This is a genomic window from Sphaerisporangium cinnabarinum (genome assembly GCF_055567015.1).
The window spans coordinates 365,668-387,390 of the sequence record NZ_JBVHRG010000002.1; the positions used below are offsets into that span (position 1 = coordinate 365,668).

Annotated in this window: 17 protein-coding genes, 1 pseudogene and 1 riboswitch; of the genes and pseudogenes, 7 read left to right on the top strand and 11 right to left on the bottom strand. The window is 75.3% G+C overall.

Features of this window, described 5'->3' with window-relative positions; all coding sequences use genetic code 11:
* Nucleotides 1–210: 210 nt before the first annotated feature.
* The 3 genes from ACZ4MO_RS04660 to ACZ4MO_RS04670 all read right to left on the bottom strand — a co-directional run bounded on the left by ACZ4MO_RS04660 (nucleotide 211) and on the right by ACZ4MO_RS04670 (nucleotide 6,328).
* Nucleotides 211–3,855, bottom strand: a complete 3,645-nt coding sequence (locus tag ACZ4MO_RS04660; RefSeq protein WP_175007910.1) for an ATP-binding cassette domain-containing protein — start codon at nucleotides 3,853–3,855, stop codon at nucleotides 211–213.
* A 125-nt stretch (nucleotides 3,856–3,980) separates the two neighbouring features.
* The gene (locus tag ACZ4MO_RS04665; protein ID WP_175007909.1) at nucleotides 3,981–4,967 is read right to left on the bottom strand and encodes a malate dehydrogenase; all 987 of its coding nucleotides are present in this window, start codon (nucleotides 4,965–4,967) and stop codon (nucleotides 3,981–3,983) included.
* A 143-nt stretch (nucleotides 4,968–5,110) separates the two neighbouring features.
* A complete protein-coding gene (locus ACZ4MO_RS04670; protein WP_021482263.1) occupies nucleotides 5,111–6,328 on the bottom strand; it encodes an NADP-dependent isocitrate dehydrogenase in 1,218 nt (405 codons plus the stop codon).
* A gap of 375 nt (nucleotides 6,329–6,703) precedes the next feature.
* Here ACZ4MO_RS04670 and ACZ4MO_RS04675 point away from each other — a divergent pair, with 375 nt between their 5' ends.
* Nucleotides 6,704–7,786 carry an MIP/aquaporin family protein gene (locus ACZ4MO_RS04675; RefSeq protein WP_255437000.1) on the top strand — a complete coding sequence of 361 codons (1,083 nt, stop codon included), beginning with the start codon at nucleotides 6,704–6,706 and terminating at the stop codon, nucleotides 7,784–7,786.
* 96 nt (nucleotides 7,787–7,882) lie between these two features.
* Here the strand turns inward: ACZ4MO_RS04675 and ACZ4MO_RS04680 are convergent, their stop codons facing one another.
* On the bottom strand, nucleotides 7,883–8,314 hold the full coding sequence (locus ACZ4MO_RS04680) for a DUF3017 domain-containing protein (RefSeq protein ID WP_175007907.1): 432 nt from the start codon (nucleotides 8,312–8,314) through the stop codon (nucleotides 7,883–7,885).
* 54 nt (nucleotides 8,315–8,368) lie between these two features.
* Between ACZ4MO_RS04680 and ACZ4MO_RS04685 the strand changes: the two genes are divergently transcribed.
* Complete coding sequence (locus ACZ4MO_RS04685; RefSeq protein ID WP_175007906.1) at nucleotides 8,369–9,754, top strand: FAD-dependent oxidoreductase; 1,386 nt, start codon at nucleotides 8,369–8,371, stop codon at nucleotides 9,752–9,754.
* Between the two features lie 72 nt (nucleotides 9,755–9,826).
* Here ACZ4MO_RS04685 and purH read toward each other — a convergent pair whose 3' ends face one another.
* Entirely contained in the window at nucleotides 9,827–11,509 is a 1,683-nt protein-coding gene (gene purH, locus ACZ4MO_RS04690) for a bifunctional phosphoribosylaminoimidazolecarboxamide formyltransferase/IMP cyclohydrolase (RefSeq protein WP_175007905.1), read from the bottom strand.
* Between the two features lie 60 nt (nucleotides 11,510–11,569).
* Nucleotides 11,570–11,658: riboswitch (ZMP/ZTP riboswitch) on the bottom strand.
* A gap of 4 nt (nucleotides 11,659–11,662) precedes the next feature.
* Entirely contained in the window at nucleotides 11,663–13,111 is a 1,449-nt protein-coding gene (locus ACZ4MO_RS04695) for an MFS transporter (protein ID WP_175007904.1), read from the bottom strand.
* 104 nt (nucleotides 13,112–13,215) lie between these two features.
* Between ACZ4MO_RS04695 and ACZ4MO_RS04700 the strand changes: the two genes are divergently transcribed.
* Nucleotides 13,216–13,833, top strand: a complete 618-nt coding sequence (locus tag ACZ4MO_RS04700) for a helix-turn-helix domain-containing protein (protein WP_175007903.1) — start codon at nucleotides 13,216–13,218, stop codon at nucleotides 13,831–13,833.
* Here ACZ4MO_RS04700 and purN read toward each other — a convergent pair.
* Entirely contained in the window at nucleotides 13,830–14,471 is a 642-nt protein-coding gene (gene purN / locus ACZ4MO_RS04705; protein WP_175007902.1) for a phosphoribosylglycinamide formyltransferase, read from the bottom strand. The genes ACZ4MO_RS04700 and purN overlap by 4 nt on opposite strands.
* A gap of 138 nt (nucleotides 14,472–14,609) precedes the next feature.
* On the opposite strand from purN, the gene ACZ4MO_RS04710 reads away from it, so the two are divergent.
* Entirely contained in the window at nucleotides 14,610–15,221 is a 612-nt protein-coding gene (locus ACZ4MO_RS04710) for a hypothetical protein (protein ID WP_186810346.1), read from the top strand.
* A gap of 148 nt (nucleotides 15,222–15,369) precedes the next feature.
* On the opposite strand, the gene ACZ4MO_RS04715 is transcribed toward ACZ4MO_RS04710, so the two are convergent.
* The 3 genes from ACZ4MO_RS04715 to sucC all read right to left on the bottom strand — a co-directional run bounded on the left by ACZ4MO_RS04715 (nucleotide 15,370) and on the right by sucC (nucleotide 18,877).
* Nucleotides 15,370–16,614 carry a cell division protein PerM gene (locus ACZ4MO_RS04715; protein ID WP_175007901.1) on the bottom strand — a complete coding sequence of 415 codons (1,245 nt, stop codon included), beginning with the start codon at nucleotides 16,612–16,614 and terminating at the stop codon, nucleotides 15,370–15,372.
* 165 nt (nucleotides 16,615–16,779) lie between these two features.
* Complete coding sequence (gene sucD / locus ACZ4MO_RS04720) at nucleotides 16,780–17,670, bottom strand: succinate--CoA ligase subunit alpha (RefSeq protein WP_021482340.1); 891 nt, start codon at nucleotides 17,668–17,670, stop codon at nucleotides 16,780–16,782.
* 37 nt (nucleotides 17,671–17,707) lie between these two features.
* Entirely contained in the window at nucleotides 17,708–18,877 is a 1,170-nt protein-coding gene (sucC, locus tag ACZ4MO_RS04725) for an ADP-forming succinate--CoA ligase subunit beta (protein WP_021482339.1), read from the bottom strand.
* A 209-nt stretch (nucleotides 18,878–19,086) separates the two neighbouring features.
* Here sucC and ACZ4MO_RS04730 point away from each other — a divergent pair, with 209 nt between their 5' ends.
* On the top strand, nucleotides 19,087–19,308 hold the full coding sequence (locus ACZ4MO_RS04730) for a helix-turn-helix domain-containing protein (RefSeq protein ID WP_031316040.1): 222 nt from the start codon (nucleotides 19,087–19,089) through the stop codon (nucleotides 19,306–19,308).
* Nucleotide 19,309: 1 nt separating this feature from the next.
* The gene (locus ACZ4MO_RS04735) at nucleotides 19,310–19,885 is read left to right on the top strand and encodes a Clp protease N-terminal domain-containing protein (RefSeq protein ID WP_175007900.1); all 576 of its coding nucleotides are present in this window, start codon (nucleotides 19,310–19,312) and stop codon (nucleotides 19,883–19,885) included.
* A gap of 51 nt (nucleotides 19,886–19,936) precedes the next feature.
* Here ACZ4MO_RS04735 and ACZ4MO_RS04740 read toward each other — a convergent pair.
* Nucleotides 19,937–20,853 (bottom strand): annotated as a pseudogene (locus tag ACZ4MO_RS04740) (DUF5996 family protein).
* A gap of 106 nt (nucleotides 20,854–20,959) precedes the next feature.
* Between ACZ4MO_RS04740 and ACZ4MO_RS04745 the strand changes: the two are divergent.
* The gene (locus ACZ4MO_RS04745; protein WP_222592345.1) at nucleotides 20,960–21,673 is read left to right on the top strand and encodes a DUF6518 family protein; all 714 of its coding nucleotides are present in this window, start codon (nucleotides 20,960–20,962) and stop codon (nucleotides 21,671–21,673) included.
* The last annotated feature ends 50 nt before the right edge of the window (nucleotides 21,674–21,723 follow it).

Below are 21,723 nucleotides of genomic sequence, written 5' to 3' on the forward strand. Positions count from 1 at the left end.
GGACGACGGGGACCAGCAGCGGGCGACGTCGACCGCGGCTTCCTCAGCGTACGGCTGAGCCGAACTGTACTGGTTGCAGAAAGTTGCAGCAAGGTTCGGCAAGCGACCCGCCGACACCGCTCCCCACCCGCCCGGGACGCGACGAACCCGGGGCCGTCCCGCTCAGGAAGACCTGACGAGGACGGCCCCGGGTCCGGGAGGGTGCGGCGCTCAGCCCGCCAGGTGACCCCAGCGCGAGGCGAGCTCGGCCCACGGCCCGACGGCGGCGACCCGGCCCTCGTCGAGCACGACGACGCGGTCCGCCCGCGCGAGCGCGGCCCGCTTGGAGGTCGAGCCGACGACCGTGGTCCCCCGCTCGCGCAGCGACTCCCACAGCTCGATCTCCGTCGCCGCGTCGAGCGCGCTGGAGACGTCGTCGGCCAGCAGGAGCTCGGCGTCGGTCGCGAGCGCCCGCGCCAGGGCGAGCCGCTGGACCTGGCCACCCGAGAGCCGCACGCCGCGGTGCCCGACGAGCGCCTCGTGCCCGCCGGCCTCGACGACGTCCCGCTCGAGGCGCGCAGCCGCGACGGGCCCGTGGACGTCGCGCTCGTGGCCGAGCCGCACGTTGTCGGCGAACGTCCCGGAGAGCACGCGCGGCACCTGCGCGACGTGCGCGACCTGGCCCGGCCGCAGGAACGTCTGGGCGTCGACGACGTCCGCGCCGTTCCAGCGGATGCGGCCCGTGTGCTCCATGAGGCCCGCGAGCGCCGAGAGCAGGCTCGACTTGCCCGCGCCGACCTGCCCGAGCAGCAGGACGAGCTCGCCGCGCGCGACGGACAGGTCGACGTCCTGGACGCCGATCGTGCCGTCGTCGTGCAGCGCGGTCACGCCGTCCAGGTCGATCCGCTCGAGCGGCCGCCGGGGCCCCGGGTCGGGCGTGGGGGCGGCGCCCGTGAGCAGGTCGACGCCGGGGGGCAGGTCCATGAGGTCCGTCCCCGCGGCGAACCGGCTCGTCGCGCGCTGCCACGAGCGGGTACCCGGCGCCTCGGTCACGACGGCGCCCGCGACGACGCCGAACCAGCCGAAGCCGGTCACGGCGTTCGCGACGAGGAGCGCCGTCGCGAGGTCCCACGTCCCGGTGAGCAGCCCGGCCCAGGCCGCGACGACGCCGAGCTGGATCATGACGAGCGGGACGCCGTCGAGCGCGGCCTGCACGCGGTGCTCGAACACGGCGGCGCGCACGCGCCCGTCGTCCACCTCGCGCAGGTGCGCGTGCACCTGGGGCGTGCGGGCGGCGAGCTTCACCGTCCGCGCGGAGTCGAGCGCCGAGACGAGCGCGCGTCCGAACCGGGCGCGCGCGGCCGACGACCGCGTCGCCGACCGGCCCGCGATCGGCCGCCCGAGGGCCGACGCCGCCGCGGACACGACCATGACCGCGAGGAGCACGGCGCCCGCGAGCCACGACCGGCTGAGCAGCGCGGTGACGCCCGCGATGACGAGGCCGTTGACGAAGTCGACCCAGCGGTCGGCGTACCGGACGAACCGGTCGGCGTCCATGGCACGGGCGACGACCTCGCCGGGCGGCGTGGCCGTGAGCCGGTGCTGGCGGGTCTGGCCGGCCATGACCGCCATGCGTACGCGCAGCAGCACCTCGACCCACCAGCGCGGGTAGACGTACAGCGCCCACGCGAGGCACAGCGGCGCGACCACGAGGAGCACGGCGAGCGGCACGAGCTGCCGCGCCGGGAAGCCGGAGTCGAGGTCCTGGACCGCCTGGCCCCAGAGGAAGCCGGTGACGGCGCCCTGGGCCGACACGAGGCTCGTGACGAGGAACAGGACCGCGCCCACCACGCCCCACGCCGGACGGACGAACAGGGCGTGCGCGACGCCGCGCGCGAGGCTCGGTCCGTCGCCCGGGTCGTCGAGGACGGGCGGCTCGCCGCGCCGTCGGCGGCCACCGACCGCGTCCGAGGCCGGGGCGGCTGCGGACGCCCTGGCCCCGTCCTCGTCGTGCCCCTCCGTCGCGCGGACCGACGGGCCGCTCACGAGGGCGGGCGCCGTGGCGCCGGGAGCGAGGTCGTCGACGTCGTCGGCGCGCGGGCCGCCGTCCTGCGCGACGCTCGCCGCGAGCAGGTCGCGGTAGGGACCGGGCGCCTGGGCGAGCGCGGCGCGCTCGCCCTGCTGCACGACGCGGCCGTGGTCGAGGACCGCCAGCAGCCCGGCGCGCTCGATCGTGGTGAGCCGGTGCGCGACGAGCACGCCCGTGCGCCCCGCGAGCAGGCGCTCCGACGCGGCGACGACGCGCGCCTCCGTGAGCGGGTCCATGCGCGCCGTCGCCTCGTCGAGCACGACGACCTGGACGTCGCGCACCAGCAGGCGGGCGAACGCGACGAGCTGCTCCTCCCCCGCCGAGAGCGACGTCCCGCCGGGCCCGAGCAGCGTGTCCAGGCCGTCGGGCAGGCCCGCGACCCAGTCGTCGAGCCGCAGCTCGCGCACGGCCGCCTCGACGTCGGACCGCGGCACGTCCGCGAACAGCGCGACGTTCTCCGCGAGCGTGCCCGCGAGGATCTCGGTGCGCTGCGTGACGACGCCGACCGCCGCGCGCAGCGCCTGGAGGTCGAGGTCGCGCACGTCGACGCCGCCGACGAGGACCGCGCCGCGCGGCGGCTCGACCGCGCGCGACAGCAGCGACGCCAGGGTCGACTTGCCCGAGCCGGTGCGCCCGACGAGCGCGACCGTCTCCCCCGCGGGCACGTGCAGGTCCACCCCGTCGAGCGCGAACGTGCCCTCGGCGTAGGAGAAGTGCAGGTCGCGCACCTCGATCCCGACCGGCCCGGCGGGCAGCGTGCGCCCGCCCGTCGGCTCGGGCTCGACGGCGAGCATCTGCCGGATGCGCGTGAGCGCGCCCAGACCCTCCTGGATGTCCGGGAGGTGGTGGACCAGGTTGTCCACCTGCCCGACGAAGAGCGCGGTGACGAGGAACAGGGTGACGAGCCGGTCGACGCCCAGGTCGCCGTCCGCGGCGAGCGCGGCGCCCGCCACCGCCACGCCCGCGAGCAGCGAGGCGAGCACGAGACCGGCGCGGCGGAGCATGCGCGCCTCGACGACGAGCACGGCCTCGAACTTCCGGTGCACCCGGGCGGAGCGCTCGGCGAGGCGGCGGATCGCGAACGACTGCCCGAGGCTCGTGCGCAGGTCGTCCCGCGCCGCGACGGACTCCTCGAACGCCGCGGCGTGGTCGGTCCACGCCATCTCCTCGATGACCTTGCGACGCGCGATCTCGCCCAGCATCGGGCGCACGATGAACCACGCGACGGCCCCCAGGACCGGGAACAGGATCCAGGCCGGCCACCAGGTCAGGCCCGCGACGACCCACATCGGCAGCACGCCGACGACGGTGCGTCCCGCGCCCCACAGCTGGCGGCGCACGAGCGTGCCGACGGCGTGCGTGTCGTCGTCGACGCGGTCGAGCACCTCGCCGACCGCCTGCTCCGTGAGCGTGGCGAGCGGTTGGTGCAGCGCCGCGGTGAGGAGGTCGCCGCGCAGGCGGCCCTCGGCGCGGTCGACCACGCCCGCCCACACCACCTGGCCGACGGTGTCGAGCAGCGCCGCGCCGACGACGCACGCGGCGAGGAGCTGGAGCGTCGCCGTCGTCGGGTCCTCGGCGAGCCACCCGGCGATGACCGTGCCCAGCGCGGCGCCGACCGCGCCCACGGCGAGCGCGAGCAGCGCGACGACGGCCTGCGGCCCGCGCAGCCGGCGCCAGTCCAGGCGGCGGGCCGGGTCGGGCGGGCGCGGGGCGCTGGCCGACGGCGCGGCGTGCGGGTCGGACGGGGGGTTCGTGGGCTGCTCGGTCGGCAGGGAGGCGTCGATCATGGCCCCACGACCCTACGGCGACCCACCCCCGCCGGCGCAGGGATTTTCGCTCCCCGCGGCCCCTGCCCGGCCCGGGACGCAGCGCGGCCCGGGTCCCTGGGGGACCCGGGCCGCGGCGGTGAGGATCAGACCAGGCCGAGCTCCTCGACGGCCTGACGCTCCTCCTGGAGCTCCGCGACCGACGCGTCGATGCGCCCGCGCGAGAAGTCCGAGAGCTCCAGGCCCTGGACGATCTCCCACGACCCGCCGCGCGAGACCACCGGGAACGACGAGATGAGGCCGGTCGGGACGCCGTACGACCCGTCCGACACGACGCCCGCGCTCGTCCAGTCGCCCTCGGGCGTGCCGAGGACCCAGTCGTGCACGTGGTCGATGGCTGCATTCGCCGCCGACGCCGCGGACGACGCGCCGCGCGCGTCGATGATCGCCGCGCCGCGCTTCGCGACCGTCGGGATGAAGGTGCTCTCCAGCCACTCGCGGTCCTCGGCGAGCCGCGCGCCCGGCGTTCCCGCGACGTCCGCGTGGAAGAGGTCGGGGTACTGCGTCGCCGAGTGGTTGCCCCAGATGGTCACCTTGCGCACCTCGGACACCGGGACACCCGCACGCTTCGCGACCTGCGTGAGCGCGCGGTTGTGGTCCAGCCGCGTCATCGCGGTGAACCGGTCCTTCGGCACGTCGGGAGCGTTCGACGCGGCGATGAGCGCGTTCGTGTTCGCGGGGTTGCCGACCACGAGGACGCGGACGTCGTCCGCCGCGCCGGCGTTGATCGCCTGGCCCTGCGGCTTGAAGATGCCGCCGTTCGCCTCGAGCAGGTCGCCGCGCTCCATGCCCGGGCCGCGCGGGCGGGCGCCCACGAGCAGCGCGACGTTCGTGCCGTCGAACGCCGCCGTCGGGTCGTCGAAGATGTCGATGCCGGCGAGCAGCGGGAACGCGCAGTCGTCCAGCTCCATGGCCGTGCCCTCGGCGGCCTTGACGCCCTGCGGGATCTCGAGGAGGCGCAGGCGCACGGGGGTGTCGGGGCCGAGCATCTGGCCCGACGCGATGCGGAACAGCAGCGCGTAACCGATCTGACCGGCCGCGCCGGTCACCGTCACGTTCACGGGGGAAGTCATGCGCTCACTCTCCCACAACGCGACCCGCCCGGACGTGCGGCGCGGCACGCCCGCGGGTGCGTCTCCGCCCGTGCGCGGGGACGACGACGGCGGCGCCCCCTGCGCGAGGGGGCGCCGCCGTCGGGCGTGCGGTGCGGGCCGGGTCAGCCCAGGCGCGCCTTGAGGTTCTCGTCGAGCGCGGCGAGGAACTCCTCCGTCGTCAGCCACTCCTGGTCCGGTCCGATGAGGAGCGCGAGGTCCTTCGTCATCTTGCCGGACTCGACCGTCTTGATGACGACGTCCTCGAGCGTCTGCGCGAACTCGGTGACCTCGGGCGTGCCGTCGAGCTTGCCGCGGTGCATGAGGCCACGGGTCCACGCGAAGATCGACGCGATCGGGTTCGTCGACGTCGGCTTGCCCTGCTGGTGCTGGCGGTAGTGACGCGTCACGGTGCCGTGCGCGGCCTCGGCCTCGACGGTCTGGCCGTCCGGGGTCATGAGGACCGACGTCATGAGGCCGAGCGAGCCGAAGCCCTGCGCGACGGTGTCGGACTGCACGTCGCCGTCGTAGTTCTTGCAGGCCCAGACGTAGCCGCCCTCCCACTTCATGGCCGAGGCGACCATGTCGTCGATGAGGCGGTGCTCGTAGGTGAGGCCCTTCGCGGCGAACGCCTCGGCGAACTCGGCGTCGAACACCTCCTGGAAGATGTCCTTGAAGGCGCCGTCGTAGGCCTTGAGGATCGTGTTCTTCGTCGAGAGGTACACGGGGTACTCGCGCTGGAGGCCGTACGCGAACGAGGCGCGCGCGAAGTCGCGGATCGACTCGTTGAAGTTGTACATGCCCATCGCGACGCCGCCCTCCTCGGGCATGGTCACGACCTCGAACTTCTGGGCCTCCGAGCCGTCGGCCGGCTCGAACGTCATCGTGATCTTGCCCGGGCCGGGGACCTTGAAGTTAGTCGACTTGTACTGGTCGCCGTGGGCGTGACGGCCGATGATGATCGGCTTGTTCCAGCCCGGCACGAGGCGCGGGATGTTGGAGATGATGATCGGCTCGCGGAAGACGACGCCACCGAGGATGTTGCGGATCGTGCCGTTCGGCGAGACCCACATCTTCTTCAGGCCGAACTCCTCGACGCGCGCCTCGTCGGGCGTGATCGTCGCGCACTTGACGCCGACGTTGTACTGCTTGATCGCGTGCGCGGCGTCGATCGTGACCTGGTCGTCGGTCGCGTCGCGGTTCTGGATCGACAGGTCGTAGTACTTGAGGTCCACGTCGAGGTACGGGTGGATGAGGCGGTCCTTGATGAACTGCCAGATGATGCGCGTCATCTCGTCGCCGTCGAGCTCGACGACCGGGTTGACGACCTTGATCTTGCCCATGCGCAGATCGCTCCAACTGTCGGGGACTGGAGCCCCCGGGTGTCGGACGGCGACCGTGCGGCCCGTGGGCCCGGTCCGTCGCACACGAGGGCGTTGCTGACCGCGGTCCAGGGTACTCGACTTCTCGACGTCAAGATACTTTGTCGGCCCCCCGGCGCCCGCGTTCGGATCGTGAGACCGGGCGTCCGTTCTCAGGTGCAGCACCGCAGATCTCCACGCATCTCCCGGGTGGTGGTGGCAAGATGCCCCCAGATGCCGGAATGGCCGGGCACTCGGTCAGGCATCGTGCCGTCGTCCCGACGGCCCGCCGGTGCCGCACCGTGGCACACCGGGCCGGGACTGCCCGAAGTTCCCACCGAACCAGACAGGATCATCATGTCCCAGGACACCACCGCTCCCGGCGCACCGGAGGGCTACGTCGACGACGCGCGCCTCGCGCCGACCGAGGCCGTCGCTGTCGTCCAGCCCAGCCTCCTCGCGCGCCTCGGCGCCGAGGTCTTCGGCACGTTCTTCCTCGTCCTCGCGATCATCGGTGTGGCGCTGTACACCTTCGTCAGCCAGCAGAACGCCCTCGCGGTCGCTCTCGCGGGCGGCCTCGCGCTGCTCGCCGGCGCCGCCGCCGTCGGCAACGTCTCCGGCGGCCACTTCAACCCGGCGGTGACGCTCGGCGCCGCCATCGGCGGCCGCACCGCATGGCGCGACGTGCTGCCCTACTGGGTCGCGCAGCTCGTCGGCGCCCTCCTCGCGGGCCTCGTCCTGCTCGCCACCGTCCCCAACTCGCTGCCCGCGCTCGTCGGGCAGGAGGGCCGCGGCGGCCTCTTCGTGTCGACCGCGAACGGCTACGGCGACTTCTCGTCCCTCTCCACGGCGTCGCAGGGCGGCACCGAGTTCGGGCTGCTCGCCGCGCTGCTCATCGAGACCATCGCGACCGCGGTCTTCGTCGGCGTGATCCTCGGCGTGACCGACAAGCGCGCGACCGTGCAGTACGCGCCGGTCGTCATCGGCCTCACCCTCACCGCCCTGATCCTCGTCGCGGTGCCCGTCACGAACGCGTCGCTCAACCCGGCGCGCTCCATGGCGTCGGCCGTGTTCGCGGGCGACGGGGACCTGTGGAAGCAGCAGTGGGTCTTCTGGGTCGCGCCGCTCCTCGGCGCCGCGATCGCGGGCCTCTTCTACCGCGCGTTCGCGTTCGCCCCGAAGCAGGACGACCTGCTCGGTGAGGACCACGTCGTCACGCTGACCGAGGCCGAGATCGCCGGCGGTGCCGGGAGCGCGGTCGGCGCCGGTGCGGGCGCGGCCGTCGCCGGGGCCGGCGCGGGCACCGTCGTCGAGGAGGCGGTCGTCGTCACGGACGAGAACGGTGACGTGGTCGCGGTCGAGGAGGTCGTCGAGACGGAGCCCGAGACGGACGACCCCGACGCCCCCACCGCCGGTGAGGGCACGACCCCGCGGGTCTGACCTCTCCCCCGCACACCCGACGGGCCCGGACCGCGCACGCGGTCCGGGCCCGTCGTCGTCAGTGCCCGACGTCGCGCGCGGCGCTCCGCGCGGGCGTCAGAGCTCGCCCTGGTCCAGGCTCAGCGCGAGGAACGCCATGACCGCGGCGGGCGCGAGGAAGAAGAAGACGTCGAGGCCGCGCGACCGGACGGTGATGCCAACCGGGCCCGGGCCGGGGATCGCCGCGCGGCACACGCCCGCGACGGCGAGCAGCCCCGCGAGCGCGAAGCAGCCCGCCCGCGCACCGGCGAGGACGGACACGAGCGTGGAGACGGCGACGCCCGCGAGGACCAGCCACATCGCGGGCTGGCGGGACGGCGCGAGGCTCGCGGGTGGCTCGGGCACCGGGGGCGGGGTCGCGTCGTCGGGCGCGGGAGCGCCCTCGGGAACCGGGCCGTCGTCGGTCTCGTCGTCCACGTGGTGCCACACCGGCACGAGCGTCGCGCGTGGCCGGTGCCGCGTCCCCCCGTCCGCGGTGACGTCGCTCACGCTGCTGCACCTTCCACGCCCGGAAGCCTACCGTCGTGCCCTAGCGTGACGTGCATGCCGTCCGTCGTGCCGCCGGTCCCGTCCGCTCCCCTCGCCACCACGACCGGCCCGGTGCCCGGTCCCGCGCCCGCGTCCCACGACGGCGGGCCGCCGTCGTCCGTGGTCGTCGTCGGGGCCGGGCTCGCAGGCGCCCAGACCGTCGCGGCGCTCCGCCGCCGCGGCTACGCCGGGCGGGTGACGCTGCTCGGCGCGGAGGGCGTGCCGCCGTACGACCGACCGCCCCTGTCGAAGGAGCTCCTCAGCCGGCCCTCCCCCGCGTGGCTCGCCGACGACCTCGGGGTGGACGTCGACGCGCTCGCCGACGACCTCCGCCTCGCCGACCCGGCCGTACGCCTCGAGCGGGCGGGGGCCCCCGACGCTCCGGGCTGGTCCGTCGAGACGCGGTCGGGCGACCGTCTCGTCGCCGACGCCGTCGTGCTCGCGGTCGGTTCCGTGCCCGTGCGGCCCCGCGGCTGGGAGCACGCGCGCGTGCTCCACACCGCGGCCGACGCCGAGAGCCTGCGCGCCGCGCTGCGACCCGGCCTGCGCCTCGTCCTCGTCGGGGCCGGGTGGATCGGCGCGGAGCTCGCCGGGGTCGCGGCGGGCGCGGGCGCGCACGTCACGGTCGTCGAGGCCGCGGGCGCGCCGCTGCACCGCCAGCTCGGCCCGGACGTCGGGGCGCACCTCGCTCCCTGGTACGCCGCCGCGGGTGCCGAGCTGGTCACCGGCGCGACCGTCGCGGAGGTCCGGCCCGACGGCGTGCGGCTCGCCGACGGCCGCGAGCTGCCGGCCGACGTCGTGCTCGCCGCCGTCGGCGCCCGGCCCGCCACCGACTGGCTCGACGGCGTCGTGCCGCGCGACGCGCGCGGCGGCGTCCCGGTGGACGCGGACGGCGCCGTGCCGGGGCTGCCCGGCCTCTGGGCGGTCGGCGACTGCGCGAACCGCGACCACCCCCTGCTCGGCGCCGTGCCCGGCGGGCACTGGTCGGCGGCGCTCCACGACCCGGACGCGACCGTCGCGGCGCTGCTCGGCGACGACGGCGACCGGGCCGCGCACGCGCCCTACGTGTTCTCCCAGCAGCTCGGGCACGACCTCGCGCTGTTCGGGGTGCCCGTCGAGGGCGACGAGGTCGTGCTGCGCGGCGACCCCGCGGGCGGCGGCACCGGCCACGAGGGCTGGGCCGCGTTCTACGTGCCGCCCCCGACGCTCCCCGGGCCCGGCGACCCTCCCGCGGGCGACGACCCCGCCGCGCGGGGCACCGACGTCCGGGCCGTGCTCCTCGTCGACTCGCCGCGCGACGTCGGCCCGGTGCGCAAGGCGATGAACCGGACGGGCCGCCTGCGCGTCGACCTCGACGTCGCGCGCGACCCGGCCCGACGCCTGCGCGACGCCCTGTCCTGACGCCCGGCCCGACGCCGGGCGCGCGACGGCCCCGCCGGTCCGGTGACCGACGGGGCCGTCGCGCGGGTCGCGTCAGTGCGCGAAGTGGCGCGTCCCCGTGAAGTACATCGTCACGCCCGCGGCCCGTGCCGCCTCGACCACCTCGGCGTCGCGGATCGACCCGCCCGGTGCCACGACGGCGCGCACGCCCGCGTCGAGCAGGATCTGCAGGCCGTCGGCGAACGGGAAGAACGCGTCGGAGGCTGCGACGGCGCCCCGGGCCCGCTCCTCGCCCTCCGCGAGCGTGTTGGCCCGCTCGACCGCGAGGCGGCACGAGTCGACACGGTTGACCTGCCCCATCCCGACCCCGACGGCGGCCCCGTCGCGCGCGAGGAGGATCGCGTTCGACTTCGCGGCGCGGATCGCGCGCCATGCGAACGCGAGGTCCGCGAGCGTCGCGTCGTCCGCCGCGTCGCCCGTGACGAGCGTCCAGTGCTCGGGCGCGTCGCCGCCGGTGACGTTCCCCTCGGCGTCGGTCACGACGGCGTCGACCCGGTCCGTGCTCTGCACGAGCAGACCGCCGCTGACGGGGCGGGTCTCGACGGTCGTCGTCGGCGGGGCGTCGACGACGAGGAGGCGCAGGTTCTTCTTCGCCCGGAGCACCTCGAGCGCGTCCGGCTCGAACCCGGGCGCGACGACCACCTCGGTGAAGACGGGCGCGATCTGCTCCGCGGCCGCCCGGGTCACGACGCGGTTCGCGGCGATCACGCCGCCGTAGGCGGAGACCGGGTCGGTCGCGTGGGCGCGCGCGTGCGCCTCGGCGACGTCGGCCCCGACCGCGATGCCGCACGGGTTCGCGTGCTTGATGATCGCGACGGCCGGCTCGTCGTGGTCGTGCGCGGCGCGCCACGCCGCGTCGGCGTCGACGTAGTTGTTGTAGCTCATCGCCTTGCCGTGGAGCTGCGTGGCCTGGGCCAGCCCCGTCGCGCCGTGCCCGTTCGTGTAGAGCGCGGCACGCTGGTGCGGGTTCTCGCCGTACCGGAGCACGTCGGCGCGGTCCCACGTGGCGCCGATCCAGGCCGGGAAGCCGGTGCTCACGGTCTCGCCGTCGGTCTCGACCGCGTCCGTGGGCGCGACGACGTTGCCCATCCAGGACGCGACGGCGACGTCGTACGTCGCGGTGTGCACGAACGCCGCGGCGGCGAGCGCCTTGCGCTGCGCGTAGGTGAAGCCGCCCGCCTGCACGGCCGTGACGACGTCGTCGTAGCGGGCGGGGTCGACGACGACCGCGACGCTCGGGTGGTTCTTCGCCGCGGCGCGGACCATCGACGGGCCGCCGATGTCGATCTGCTCGACGACCTCGTCCTGCCCTGCGCCCGACGCCACGGTCGCGGCGAACGGGTAGAGGTTGACGACGACGAGGTCGAACGGCGCGATGCCGAGCTCGTCGAGCTGCGCGAGGTGGTCGGCCTTGCGCGAGTCCGCGAGGATGCCGGCGTGCACCCGCGGGTGGAGCGTCTTGACGCGGCCCTCGAGGCACTCGGGGAAACCGGTGAGGTCCTCGACCTTCGTCACCGGGACGCCCGCGGCCGCGACCGTCGACGCCGTCGAGCCGGTGGAGACGAGCTCGACGCCCGCGGCGTGCAGCGCCGTCGCGAGCTCGACGAGGCCCGTCTTGTCGTAGACGCTCAGCAGCGCGCGCCGCACGGGGCGCCGTGCGTCGTCGGTGAGCTGGACGTCGGGGGCGGAGGGCACGTGCGGGGCCGGGTGGGACATGACGAAGGGCTCCTCTGGGTCGCGGTCGCTGCGCCGGCGGAGCCGACGCGAGTGGCAGAACCCAGGCGCCCAGGCGGTCGACGCTCCAGCAGGTAGATCCGGCCGCTCCCCGGTGGTCGTTCCCACCCTCGCCAGTCGCGGCCGTCGTCCAGTCTAGCGGCCCGACGGCGAAGGCCCCGGCTCGGCCGGCGCGGCGCACGGCACGGTGCCCGACGCCGCGAGGGCGGCCGCGTCGTCGGCCCACGTGTCCGGGGTGCCGACCCGCCAGAGGGACCGGACCGTGCTGAGGACCGCGACCGTGACGACGAGCAGCCCCGCGAGCACCGCGAGCGCGGTCCCGAGCCCGAACCGCTCGAGGAGCCCGCTCCCGACGAGCGGGACGAGGGGGCCGGCCGCCAGCCCGGTGAGTCCGAGAACGGACGCGAGCCGGCCCTGGAGCTGCGGCGGGGTGACGGCCGCGGCATAACCCGACAGGCCCGCGTTCACGGCCGGGACGAGCAGGAGAGCGACAGGCAGCACCGCGAGGTACGCCGCGTACGACTCCAGCACGGCCATGACGACGGACCCCGCGGCGAGCACGCCGAGCGCCGCGACGACGAGCGCCCCCGCGCGGACCCGCGCGACGAGCCGGGGCGCGAGCACCGCGCCGACGAGCACGCCCACGCCGACCGCGAGGTCGACGAGGCCGATGAGGACCGGCGCGGTGCCCGTGCGCACGAGCTCGAGGTTGATGCCGACCATGAGGCTCCCGAACGCGACGTTGATGACGACGAACAGGCCGAGCAGCGCACGGAACAGCGGCACGGACCACACGAAGCGCAGGCCCTCGCGCAGCGCCGCGAGGGGCCGGGTCGCGCGCGCCGCCTCGACGTCGCCGTTGAGCGGCTCGCGCACGAGCCACGTGCACACCGCGGTCGCCGCGTGCCCGATCGCGGCCCCGGCGAGCGGGACGGCGTGCGCGACGGCGTAGAGCGCCCCGCCGAGCGGTCCGGCGAGCAGGCTCGCCACCGCGTCCCGCCCCTGGGCGGCCGCGAGCGCCGTCGGGAGCTGCGGCACCGGCACGACCGAGCGGAACGCGCCGCTCGTCGCCGGGTCCACGAGCGCGCCGACGACGGAGGCCCCGAAGAGGACGGCGGCGAGGTGCCACGCCGTGAGCGACCCGGTGCCGGCGGCGACGGCGACGGTCGTCCAGAGCAGGGCCCCGACGGTCGCCGCGCCCACGACGAGGCGGCGTCGGTCCACGCGGTCGGCGACGACGCCCGCGGGCAGCGTGGCCAGGAGCGCGCCCACCTGCCCGACGGCGGCCACCACCCCCGCCTGCACGACGGACCCGGTCAGCCCGTACGCCACGAGCGGGACGGCGAAGAGCGCCACCCCCGCACCGAGCGACTCGGCGGTCAGGCCGGTCATGAGCAGCACGTACGAGCGGTTGCGCAGGAGCGACGGCGGGTCGGCGGGTGCGGAGTCGGCGGCGACCGGGGCGTCCGCGGTCGTGCCCGGGTCGGGGGTCGCGGTGGGCGCGTCCGGCGCCAGACCGACCGCGGCCCTGGACGAAGGCGGGGACGGGCGGTCGGGCGGGGACGTCGGCGGCTGGTTCGTCATGCCGACGAACCTATGTGCGCAACGCCAGTTGCGCAATAGTCATTGCGCACTATGTGGTGAGCACTCCCCCGTGCGGGATGCCCGGGCGTTGCTAGCCTCGGCGTGTGCTCGACACCTTCCACGTCCAGGACCCCGCGGCGCTGCGCGCGATCGCGCACCCGCTGCGCCAACGGATCCTCATGGAGCTCGCCGTCCTCGGGCACGCGCGCGCGGCGGACCTCGCCCGGGCCACCGGGGAGCCCGCCAACTCCGTGAGCTTCCACCTCCGCGTCCTCGCCCGGGCGGGCATGATCGTCGAGGCCCCCGAGCACGCCCGCGACCGGCGGGACCGCGTGTGGAAGAACGTCGCGCAGAGCTACGCGGTGGAGCCCGGGACGCCCGACGCGGTGCGCCACGTCGTCCGCCCGGCGCTCGCCTGGGCCGAGGAGACCTTCCGCCGCGGGAGCGTGATGGGCGCGCGCGAGGATCGCATCCTCGCGCTGAGCACGCTCGTCCTCAGCCCCGAGCAGGCGGCGACGATGACGCGTGAGCTCCAGGAGCTCCTGGAGCGCTGGAACACGCGGTCGCTCGACGAGGGGCGCGCGGACCCCGAGGCGCGCCGCGAGACCTACCAGGTCCTCGCGGTGCTCGCCCCGCGCGACCTGCCCTCCGCGGACGACGAACCGTCGCCCCCGCCCGGAGAGGATCCGTCGGGCCGACCGGCCGCGGCGCCGGCCGGCTAGCCCAGGACGACCCGGCGACCGTCGATGCGCAGGCCCTCGCGCGCGACGCGCCCCACGGTCTCGACGAGCAGGGCGCGCTCGGCCACCTTGATGCGCTCGTGCAGCGACGACTCGTCGTCGCCGTCCTCGACGGGCACCGCGACCTGGGCGACGATCGGGCCCGTGTCGACGCCGTCGTCGACCACGTGGACCGTGCAGCCCGTGACGCGCACGCCGTAGGCGAGGGCGTCGCGCACGCCGTGGGCGCCGGGGAAGGACGGCAGGAGCGCGGGGTGGGTGTTGAGCGTGCGGCCCGCGAAGCGCCCCACGAAGGCGGGGCCGAGGATGCGCATGAACCCGGCGAGGACCACGAGGTCGGGCCGGAACACGTCCACCGCCTGGGCGACGGCCTCGTTCCACGCGCCGCGGTCCTCGAACTCCCCGGGGGCGACGACGACGGCGGCGACGCCCGCCTCGCGGGCGAGGTCCAGACCGCCGGCGTCGGCCTTGTCGGAGACGACGCCGACGACGCGCGCGCCGTACTCGGCGTCGTCGTGCGCGGCGAGGAGCGCCGCGAGGTTGCTGCCCGCCCCGGACACCAGGACGACGACGCGGGCGGCGGAGGTGGACTCGACGGGGTGGCCGGACGGCGTCTGCACGGTGCTCCTGCGGGGCTTCGGGGGTTCGCGGGTCTCGGGGCGCGGTCGCGGCGGCGGGCCGGTCGGACACCCGTCGGGGCACGCAGCCTCCGATGGGAGAATGTACCGCGAGCCGCCCGACCGACCGAGGAGCTGCCCGTGGGCAACCCGTACGCACCGCCCCGTCCCGACGCGCCGCAGCAGCCTCGACCCGAGCCCGCGCAGCCCGAGGACGGAGCGCGTCCGGACGCGCCGGCACCCGCACCGGGCCCCGCGCCCGCCCCGCTCCCCCCGGCACCCGTGCGCCCGGACCAGCAGGCCGGGCCGGGTCACCGCCGCCCCGCGCAGCCGGAGCCCCCGGAGCCGGACCCGGAGCTCGCCCGGCAGGCGACGCGGCGCACCCTGCACTTCGGTCTGCTCCTGCTCGCCGTCATCGTCGTGAGCACCATGCCGTTCCCGTGGCAGGCCGTGAGCCTCGCGCTCGCGCTCGGCGCGATCGTCGTGGGCATCCGGGCGCTGCTGGCCGTCTGGCGGGCCCGCGTGCGGGGTGCGCTGGTCCCGGCCCTCGGGATCGGCGTCGGGCTCTCGGCCATGCTCGCGCTCCAGATGGTCTCGACGCTCGTCACCTGGGACGTCGCGCTCGCGCACCAGCAGTGCCTCGACGGGGCGATCACCGTCTCGGCCGAGAAGCGCTGCGACGTCGAGCGCACGCACGCGCTCGAGGAGAAGTTCGCGCGCTGGATCCCGACCCCCGCCCCCGCGTCCTCCTGACGCGTCGAGGCTCCGTCACCCGTTCGCGACGCAGCTCGCGGACGGTGAGCGCGTGACGGGGCCGGCGACCCCGGCGGGCTGACCGCCGCGGACGACGCCGCGCGGCAGCTCCTGCCCGGTCCACCCCGGCGACCAGGCTGCGCGCCGGTCAGTCGGCGTGGCGCCGGCCCAGGACCTCGAGCCGTGCCCACAGGACGGCGAGCGCGGCGCCGCCGCCGATCTCGGCCGCGGCGAGCGGCCCGACGACGAGCGCGTCCGCGCCCACGACCTCGAGCCGGCCGGGGCCCACCGCTCCCCCGGCGAGCCAGCTCACGAACCCGACGAGCAGGCCGGACGCGAGCGCGACGCCCGTCAGCGCGAGGACGACGGCGGACCAGGGGACGTCGTCGTCGGGGTGGGTGCCCGTCACGTCGCGCAGGCGCCGCCAGACGAAGACGCCCGCGACGACGCCGAGCGCGACGACGGCCGCCGGGACCCAGGGGGTGAGGGCGTTCGTCCAGTCGTCACCGGGCAGCGCCCCGAGGAGCGGGATCGCGGGCAGCGCGCCCGGCTCCGACCCGCCGGGCGCGAACGTGCTCCCCTCGCCCACGGCGAAGCCGGGGCCGACGAGCCACGCCCCGGCCCACGCCACGAGGTTCGGCAGGACGGCGAGCTGGCCGAGCGCGAGGACGATCCCCCCGACGGTGCCGGGCACGAGCCCGGCGACGATGTCGCCCGACGTCGCGCGACCCGCGACGAGCCACGCACCCACGACGACGGCAGAGGCGCCGACGAGCAGGCTCGTGCCGAGCAGCCCGCCACGCAGGCCGAGGCGCACCGCCGGGGGCACGACTCGGTCGAGGCGCCGGGCGAGGTCGGCGACGAACGGCGCGTCCGGGCGCGCGAGGATCCCGCCGCCGAGCCCGAGCCCTCCGACGACCGCTCCCCCGACGACGGCGACGCCCAGCCCCCAGGGCGGCGTCGAGCCGGCGAGCAGCGCGACGCCGAGCGTCGCGAGCGCGTACGTGACGGTGCCTGCGACCCAGGCGGAGGTCGCGGTGTGCGCCGAGCGGCGTGCCGACGCGAAGCAGCAGAAGAGCGCGAGCGCGGTGAGCCCGAGCGGGACGAGGGTGACCGTCGTGCCGCTAGCGACGAGCGGGACGCCGTGCCCGAGGAGCCAGAAGCCCGCCGCGACGGTGACCGACTGCCCCCAGCCCGTCCCCTCGGAGACGCCGGTCGAGGACGCCAGGAACGCGACGACCCCCGGGAGCACGACGACGGCGAGCGACAGGGTGAGCGCCTGGAGCGCGGCGAGCACACCGGACGGTGCACGGCGCACCCCGACGGGTGCGGGTGCCGGGCTGCCTTCCACGGTGCGCGTGCGCGCACCGCGAGTCGTGCTGGTGGTGCTCATGGTGCCCATCGTCGTCGATCGAGAGGTCGGTTCGGGGCATTCGCCCCGGCGCGCCAGACTACCGGCGCCACCGGCTCCGGGGACGACGACGCCCCGCGACCGGCGGACCGGTCGCGGGGCGTCGTACGGGGTGGCTGCGGGCCGCGCGGCCCGACGGAGCCAGGGTCAGGCGAGAACCTCGCGCAGGAGCGCGGCGGTCTCGGACGGCGTCTTGCCGACCTTGACGCCGACGGCCTCCAGGGCCTCCTTCTTCGCCTGGGCGGTGCCCGCGGAGCCGGAGACGATGGCGCCGGCGTGGCCCATCGTCTTGCCCTCGGGGGCGGTGAAGCCGGCGACGTAGCCGACGACCGGCTTCGTGACGTGCTCCTTGATGTACGCCGCGGCGCGCTCCTCGGCGTCGCCACCGATCTCGCCGATCATGACGATCGCCTTGGTCTCGGGGTCGTTCTCGAACGCCTCGAGCGCGTCGATGTGCGTGGTGCCCACGATCGGGTCGCCGCCGATGCCGATGGCGGTCGAGAAGCCGAGGTCCTTGAGCTCGTACATCATCTGGTAGGTCAGCGTGCCCGACTTCGACACGAGACCGACCGGGCCCTTGCCCGTGATGGTGTGCGGGGTGATGCCGGCGAGCGACTCGCCCGGCGTGATGATGCCGGGGCAGTTCGGGCCGATCATGCGCGTGCCCTTGCCCTGCAGGTAGGCCCAGACCTCGGCCGTGTCCTGGACGGGCACGCCCTCGGTGATGACGACGATGAGCGGCATCTCGGCGTCGATCGCCTCGATCGCGGCGTCCTTGGTGAACGCCGGCGGGACGAACAGGACGGACACGTTCGCGCCCGTCTCGGCCATCGCCTCGGCGACGGTGCCGAACACCGGCAGCGTGACGTCGTTGCCCTCGTGGTCCTTGTGGGTGACGGTCGTGCCGGCCTTGCGGGCGTTGACGCCGCCGACGATCTGCGCGCCCGAGTCGAGCATGAGGGCGGTGTGCTTGGCACCCATCCCGCCGGTGATGCCCTGGACGATGATCTTGGAGTCGGAGTTCAGGTAGATCGACATGGTGTTCTCTGTCTCAGCTTTCCGCGTCTACGGGCGATCAGGCGTTGGCCAGCTCGGCCGCCTTGGCGGCACCGCCGTCCATGGTCTCGGCGAGGGTCACGAGCGGGTGGTTCGCCTCGCGCAGGATCGCGCGGCCGAGCTCCACGTTGTTGCCGTCGAGGCGCACGACGAGCGGCTTGGTCGCCTCGTCGCCGAGGATCTCGAGCGCGCCCACGATGCCCTTCGCGACCTCGTCGCACGCGGTGATGCCACCGAAGACGTTGACGAAGACCGACTTGACCTGCGGGTCGTTGAGGATGACGTCGAGACCGTTCGCCATGACCTGCGCGTTCGCGCCGCCACCGATGTCGAGGAAGTTGGCCGGCTTGACGCCGCCGTGCTCCTCGCCCGCGTACGCGACGACGTCGAGCGTGCTCATGACGAGCCCGGCGCCGTTGCCGATGATGCCGACCTCGCCGTCGAGCTTGACGTAGTTGAGGCCGTTCTCCTTGGCCTTCGCCTCGAGCGGGTCGGTCGACTCCTTGTCCTCCAGCGCCTCGTGGTCCGGGTGACGGACCTCCGACGCGTTGTCGTCGAGCGTGACCTTGCCGTCGAGCGCGATGATCGAGCCGTCCTCGGTGCGGACGAGCGGGTTCACCTCGACGAGCGTCGCGTCCTCGGCCGTGAACACGGTCCACAGCGAGCGGATGACGTCGGCGACCGGCGCCTTGAGCTCCTCGGCGAAGCCCGCGGCGTCGACGATCTCGCGCGCCTTCGCCTCGTCGATGCCCACGATCGGGTCGACGGCGACCTTGGCGAGCGCCTCGGGACGCTCGACGGCGAGCTGCTCGATCTCCATGCCGCCCTCGACGGAGCACATGGCGAGGTAGTTGCGGTTCGAGCGGTCCAGCAGCACCGAGAAGTAGAACTCCTCGGCGATCTTGGCACCCTGCGCCACCATCACGCGGTGGACGGTGTGGCCCTTGATGTCCATGCCGAGGATCTCGGACGCCTTCTCGGCAGCCTCCTCGGGCGAGTGGGCGAGCTTGACGCCGCCGGCCTTGCCGCGGCCGCCGGTCTTCACCTGGGCCTTGACGACCACGGTGCCCCCGCCGAGCTTCTCGGCTCCCGCGCGGGCCTCCTCGGGCGTCGTCGCGACGACCCCGCCCAGCACGGGCACGCCGTGCTTCTCGAAGATGTCACGCGCCTGGTATTCGAACAGGTCCACCCTGCTGCGTCCTTCCGTCTGATGCGCCGTGTGCGGCATGACCGATGTCTCGACATCAAGACATCCCCGTACAGGGTAGCCCCCGCTCCGGGACGCGCCTATCCGGGGTCGCTGCGGGGCCACGCGGGCGGGTGTTCCCTTCGTCACCTCTGGCGGCGCGCGTCAACCACTGTTGACACCACCAGGTGCGTCAACCTAGATTGACACGCATGGAACCCGTCGACATGGACGCCGCGAGCAGCACCGACCCGGACGTCGGGCTGCGGGCCGTGCGGTCGCTGCGCGTGCTGGCCGAGCGCCTCGAGGCGCTCCAGGTCGAGCACGCCCGGTCGCTCGGCTGGTCCTGGCAGGAGATCGCCGACCGGCTCGGCGTCACGCGTCAGGCCGTGCACAAGAAGTACGGCGCGTCCCGCACCACGAGGAGGTCGTGACATGTTCGAACGCTTCGCCGCCGACGCCCGGGAGACCGTGGTCGGCGCCCAGGAGGTCGCGCGGGAGCGCGGCGACGACGCGATCGACGGGGTGCACCTGCTCCTGTCGCTCGCCCGGCAGGAGGGCAGCGCAGGGTCGGCCGCGCTCGCCGCGGTCGGCGTGAGCCCCGCTGAGCTCGAGCGCCAGGTCGACGTGGCCGGCGGCCGCGACGCCCTCGACGGCCCCGCCCTGGCCGCGCTCGGGATCGACCTGGACCAGGTCCGGGCCCGCACGGACGCCGCGTTCGGCCCCGGCGCGCTCGACCGGGCGGGAGACGACGCGCGGGGCCGCGGGCGACGCCGAGGCCGCTCGCACGTCCCGTTCACCCCGGAGGCGAAGAAGGTGCTCGAGCTCTCGCTGCGCGAGGCGGTGCACGACGCGTCGCGCGTGATCGACTCGGGCCACGTCCTCGCCGCCGTCGCGCGCAGCACGGGCTCGACGGCGCACCGGGCGCTCGCCGGAGCGCTCACGGCCGCCGGGTCCGACGACGCCGGGCTGCGCGCCGCGCTCGCGACCCGGCACCGCGCCGCGTCCTGACCGGCGCGCGACGGGGGCACGTCGAACCGCGCAGGCTCGGCGTGCCCGCGGTCAGCCCGGCGGGACCGGCCCGGTGAACGCGTCCAGGTCCCACCCGGCCGCCGTGGCCAGCTCGCGGTACGACCGCTCGAAGAACGCGAGCAGCACGGCGTCGGGGTCGGCGGCGTCGCGCAGCACGCCGCACGGGAGCACCGCCTCGCGCAGGGCGGGGTCCCAGTACCCCGGCGCCAGGTCGAGGCCCGCGGCGCCGGGCGGCTCCGGGTAGGCGTAGGCGTACACCTGGTCGGCGTGCGTCGTCGGGTCTCCCGGCCAGTAGCCGACGGCGACGTTCTCCGCGTTCTCCGCGTAGCGGTAGATGGGTCGAGGTCGTCCGGCTGCGGGTGCGGCTTCCCGTTGAACAGCGTGAGCCCCAGGTCGAACGCGCCCCAGTAGAAGCGCGGCCCGCTGGACTTGCCGTAGAACCCGGAGCGGAACCGCTCCATGACCGCGGCAACACGCTGCACGGTCGCGAGCCAGGTGCGCGTGAGCTCGCCGTCCCACTCCCCGACCGCGGTGTCCTGCTCGAACGGTACGGGGTCGGGGATCTCGCGCGAGGTCGACCAGACGCGCACGGGGACGTCGAGCCGGTCGAGGCACGCGAGGGTGCGGGCGTAGAAGTCGGCCACCGACATCGGCCCCAGCCCGATCGTCTCGGTGCGCCCGTCGGACGTGCGGAACGCGACCCGCTCCCCCACGAGGTCGATCTCGACGTCGAGGGCACGTTCGCCCACCTGCATGACGGGGGTCACGAACCCTCGCGCCGTCACGTGGAACGCGACGTTCCACCAGTGGTTGACGAACGGGGTGAGGTCGAGCACGACCTTGCCGACGACCTGCGTGAACAGGTGCAGCGGCCGGCGCGTCGGCTCCCAGCGCCGCACGTCGAGGTCGGGCCAGGGGGCGGGACGGGCGGCCGACGGCTGGGTCACGGCAGGCTCCTCGGGCTCGGTCGTCCTGCCACGGTAGGACCGTGCGCGTGCTCGTGCCCGACGACGGGCTGACGCCCCGCTGCGGAGCCGCGCCTACCGTCGGGGTGTGCCCGACCAGACCGCGCTCCCCCACCGCTCGGACGACCGCTCCGACGCCCCCGCCCTCCGCACGCGCTCCGCGGCCTCCCGCTCGACCGGCGTCCCTGCTCCCGGCGGGCAGCCGTGGGCGAGGGGCGCCGTCGTGCTCGCCGCGAGCGTCGTGCTCGGCGGCCTGACGTCGTACGCCCAGGGCTTCCTGCCCGACGCCGCCGCTCCCTTCGCGAACTCGGCGAGCGGCTGGACCCTGCTCACCGCGCTCCTCGTCGCCTGGGCCGCGCGCGACGCGCGGACCCGGACCTGGCACACCGCCGTGCTGGGCGCGGCGAGCTTCGTGCTGCTCACCCTCGGGTACACGGTCGCCGCCGACCTGCGCGGGTTCTTCTACGACCCGACGCTGTTCGGGGTGGTCGGCCTCGTCGTCGGCCCGTTCGTCGGGGTCGCCGCAGCGTGGCTGTGGCGCCCGGGCGTGCGCGCGGCCCTCGGCACGGCGGTGCTCGCGGGCATCGGCCTCGGCGAGTCGGTGTACGGGCTCACCACGGTCGTCGAGACGACGGGCGCCACGTACTGGGTCGTGATCGGGCTCGCGTCGCTCGTGCTGCTCAGCGCCGTGCTGGCCCGGCGCCTGCGCGGCCCCGTCCCGGTGGCCGTCGCCGCGGGAGGCACCGCCGTCGTCGCCACGGCGTTCGTCCTCGCCTACCGCGCGCTCGGCACGATCGGCTGACGCGGCGGACGTCCCCCGCGCACGCAGGGCGCTCGACCGGCCGGTCGACC

Excerpts from the sequence above, each read along its gene's own strand:
- ACZ4MO_RS04685 (WP_175007906.1), top strand. The coding sequence starts at position 8,369 with ATGCCGTCCGTCGTGCCGCCGGTCCCGTCCGCTCCCCTCGCCACCACG.
- ACZ4MO_RS04735 (WP_175007900.1), top strand. The coding sequence starts at position 19,310 with ATGTTCGAACGCTTCGCCGCCGACGCCCGGGAGACCGTGGTCGGCGCC.
- ACZ4MO_RS04665 (WP_175007909.1), bottom strand. The coding sequence starts at position 4,967 with ATGACTTCCCCCGTGAACGTGACGGTGACCGGCGCGGCCGGTCAGATC.
- sucD (WP_021482340.1), bottom strand. The coding sequence starts at position 17,670 with ATGTCGATCTACCTGAACTCCGACTCCAAGATCATCGTCCAGGGCATC.
- purH (WP_175007905.1), bottom strand. The coding sequence starts at position 11,509 with ATGTCCCACCCGGCCCCGCACGTGCCCTCCGCCCCCGACGTCCAGCTC.
- ACZ4MO_RS04715 (WP_175007901.1), bottom strand. The coding sequence starts at position 16,614 with ATGAGCACCACCAGCACGACTCGCGGTGCGCGCACGCGCACCGTGGAA.
- ACZ4MO_RS04695 (WP_175007904.1), bottom strand. The coding sequence starts at position 13,111 with ATGACGAACCAGCCGCCGACGTCCCCGCCCGACCGCCCGTCCCCGCCT.
- ACZ4MO_RS04660 (WP_175007910.1), bottom strand. The coding sequence starts at position 3,855 with ATGATCGACGCCTCCCTGCCGACCGAGCAGCCCACGAACCCCCCGTCC.
- ACZ4MO_RS04675 (WP_255437000.1), top strand. The coding sequence starts at position 6,704 with ATGTCCCAGGACACCACCGCTCCCGGCGCACCGGAGGGCTACGTCGAC.
- ACZ4MO_RS04730 (WP_031316040.1), top strand. The coding sequence starts at position 19,087 with ATGGAACCCGTCGACATGGACGCCGCGAGCAGCACCGACCCGGACGTC.
- ACZ4MO_RS04670 (WP_021482263.1), bottom strand. The coding sequence starts at position 6,328 with ATGGGCAAGATCAAGGTCGTCAACCCGGTCGTCGAGCTCGACGGCGAC.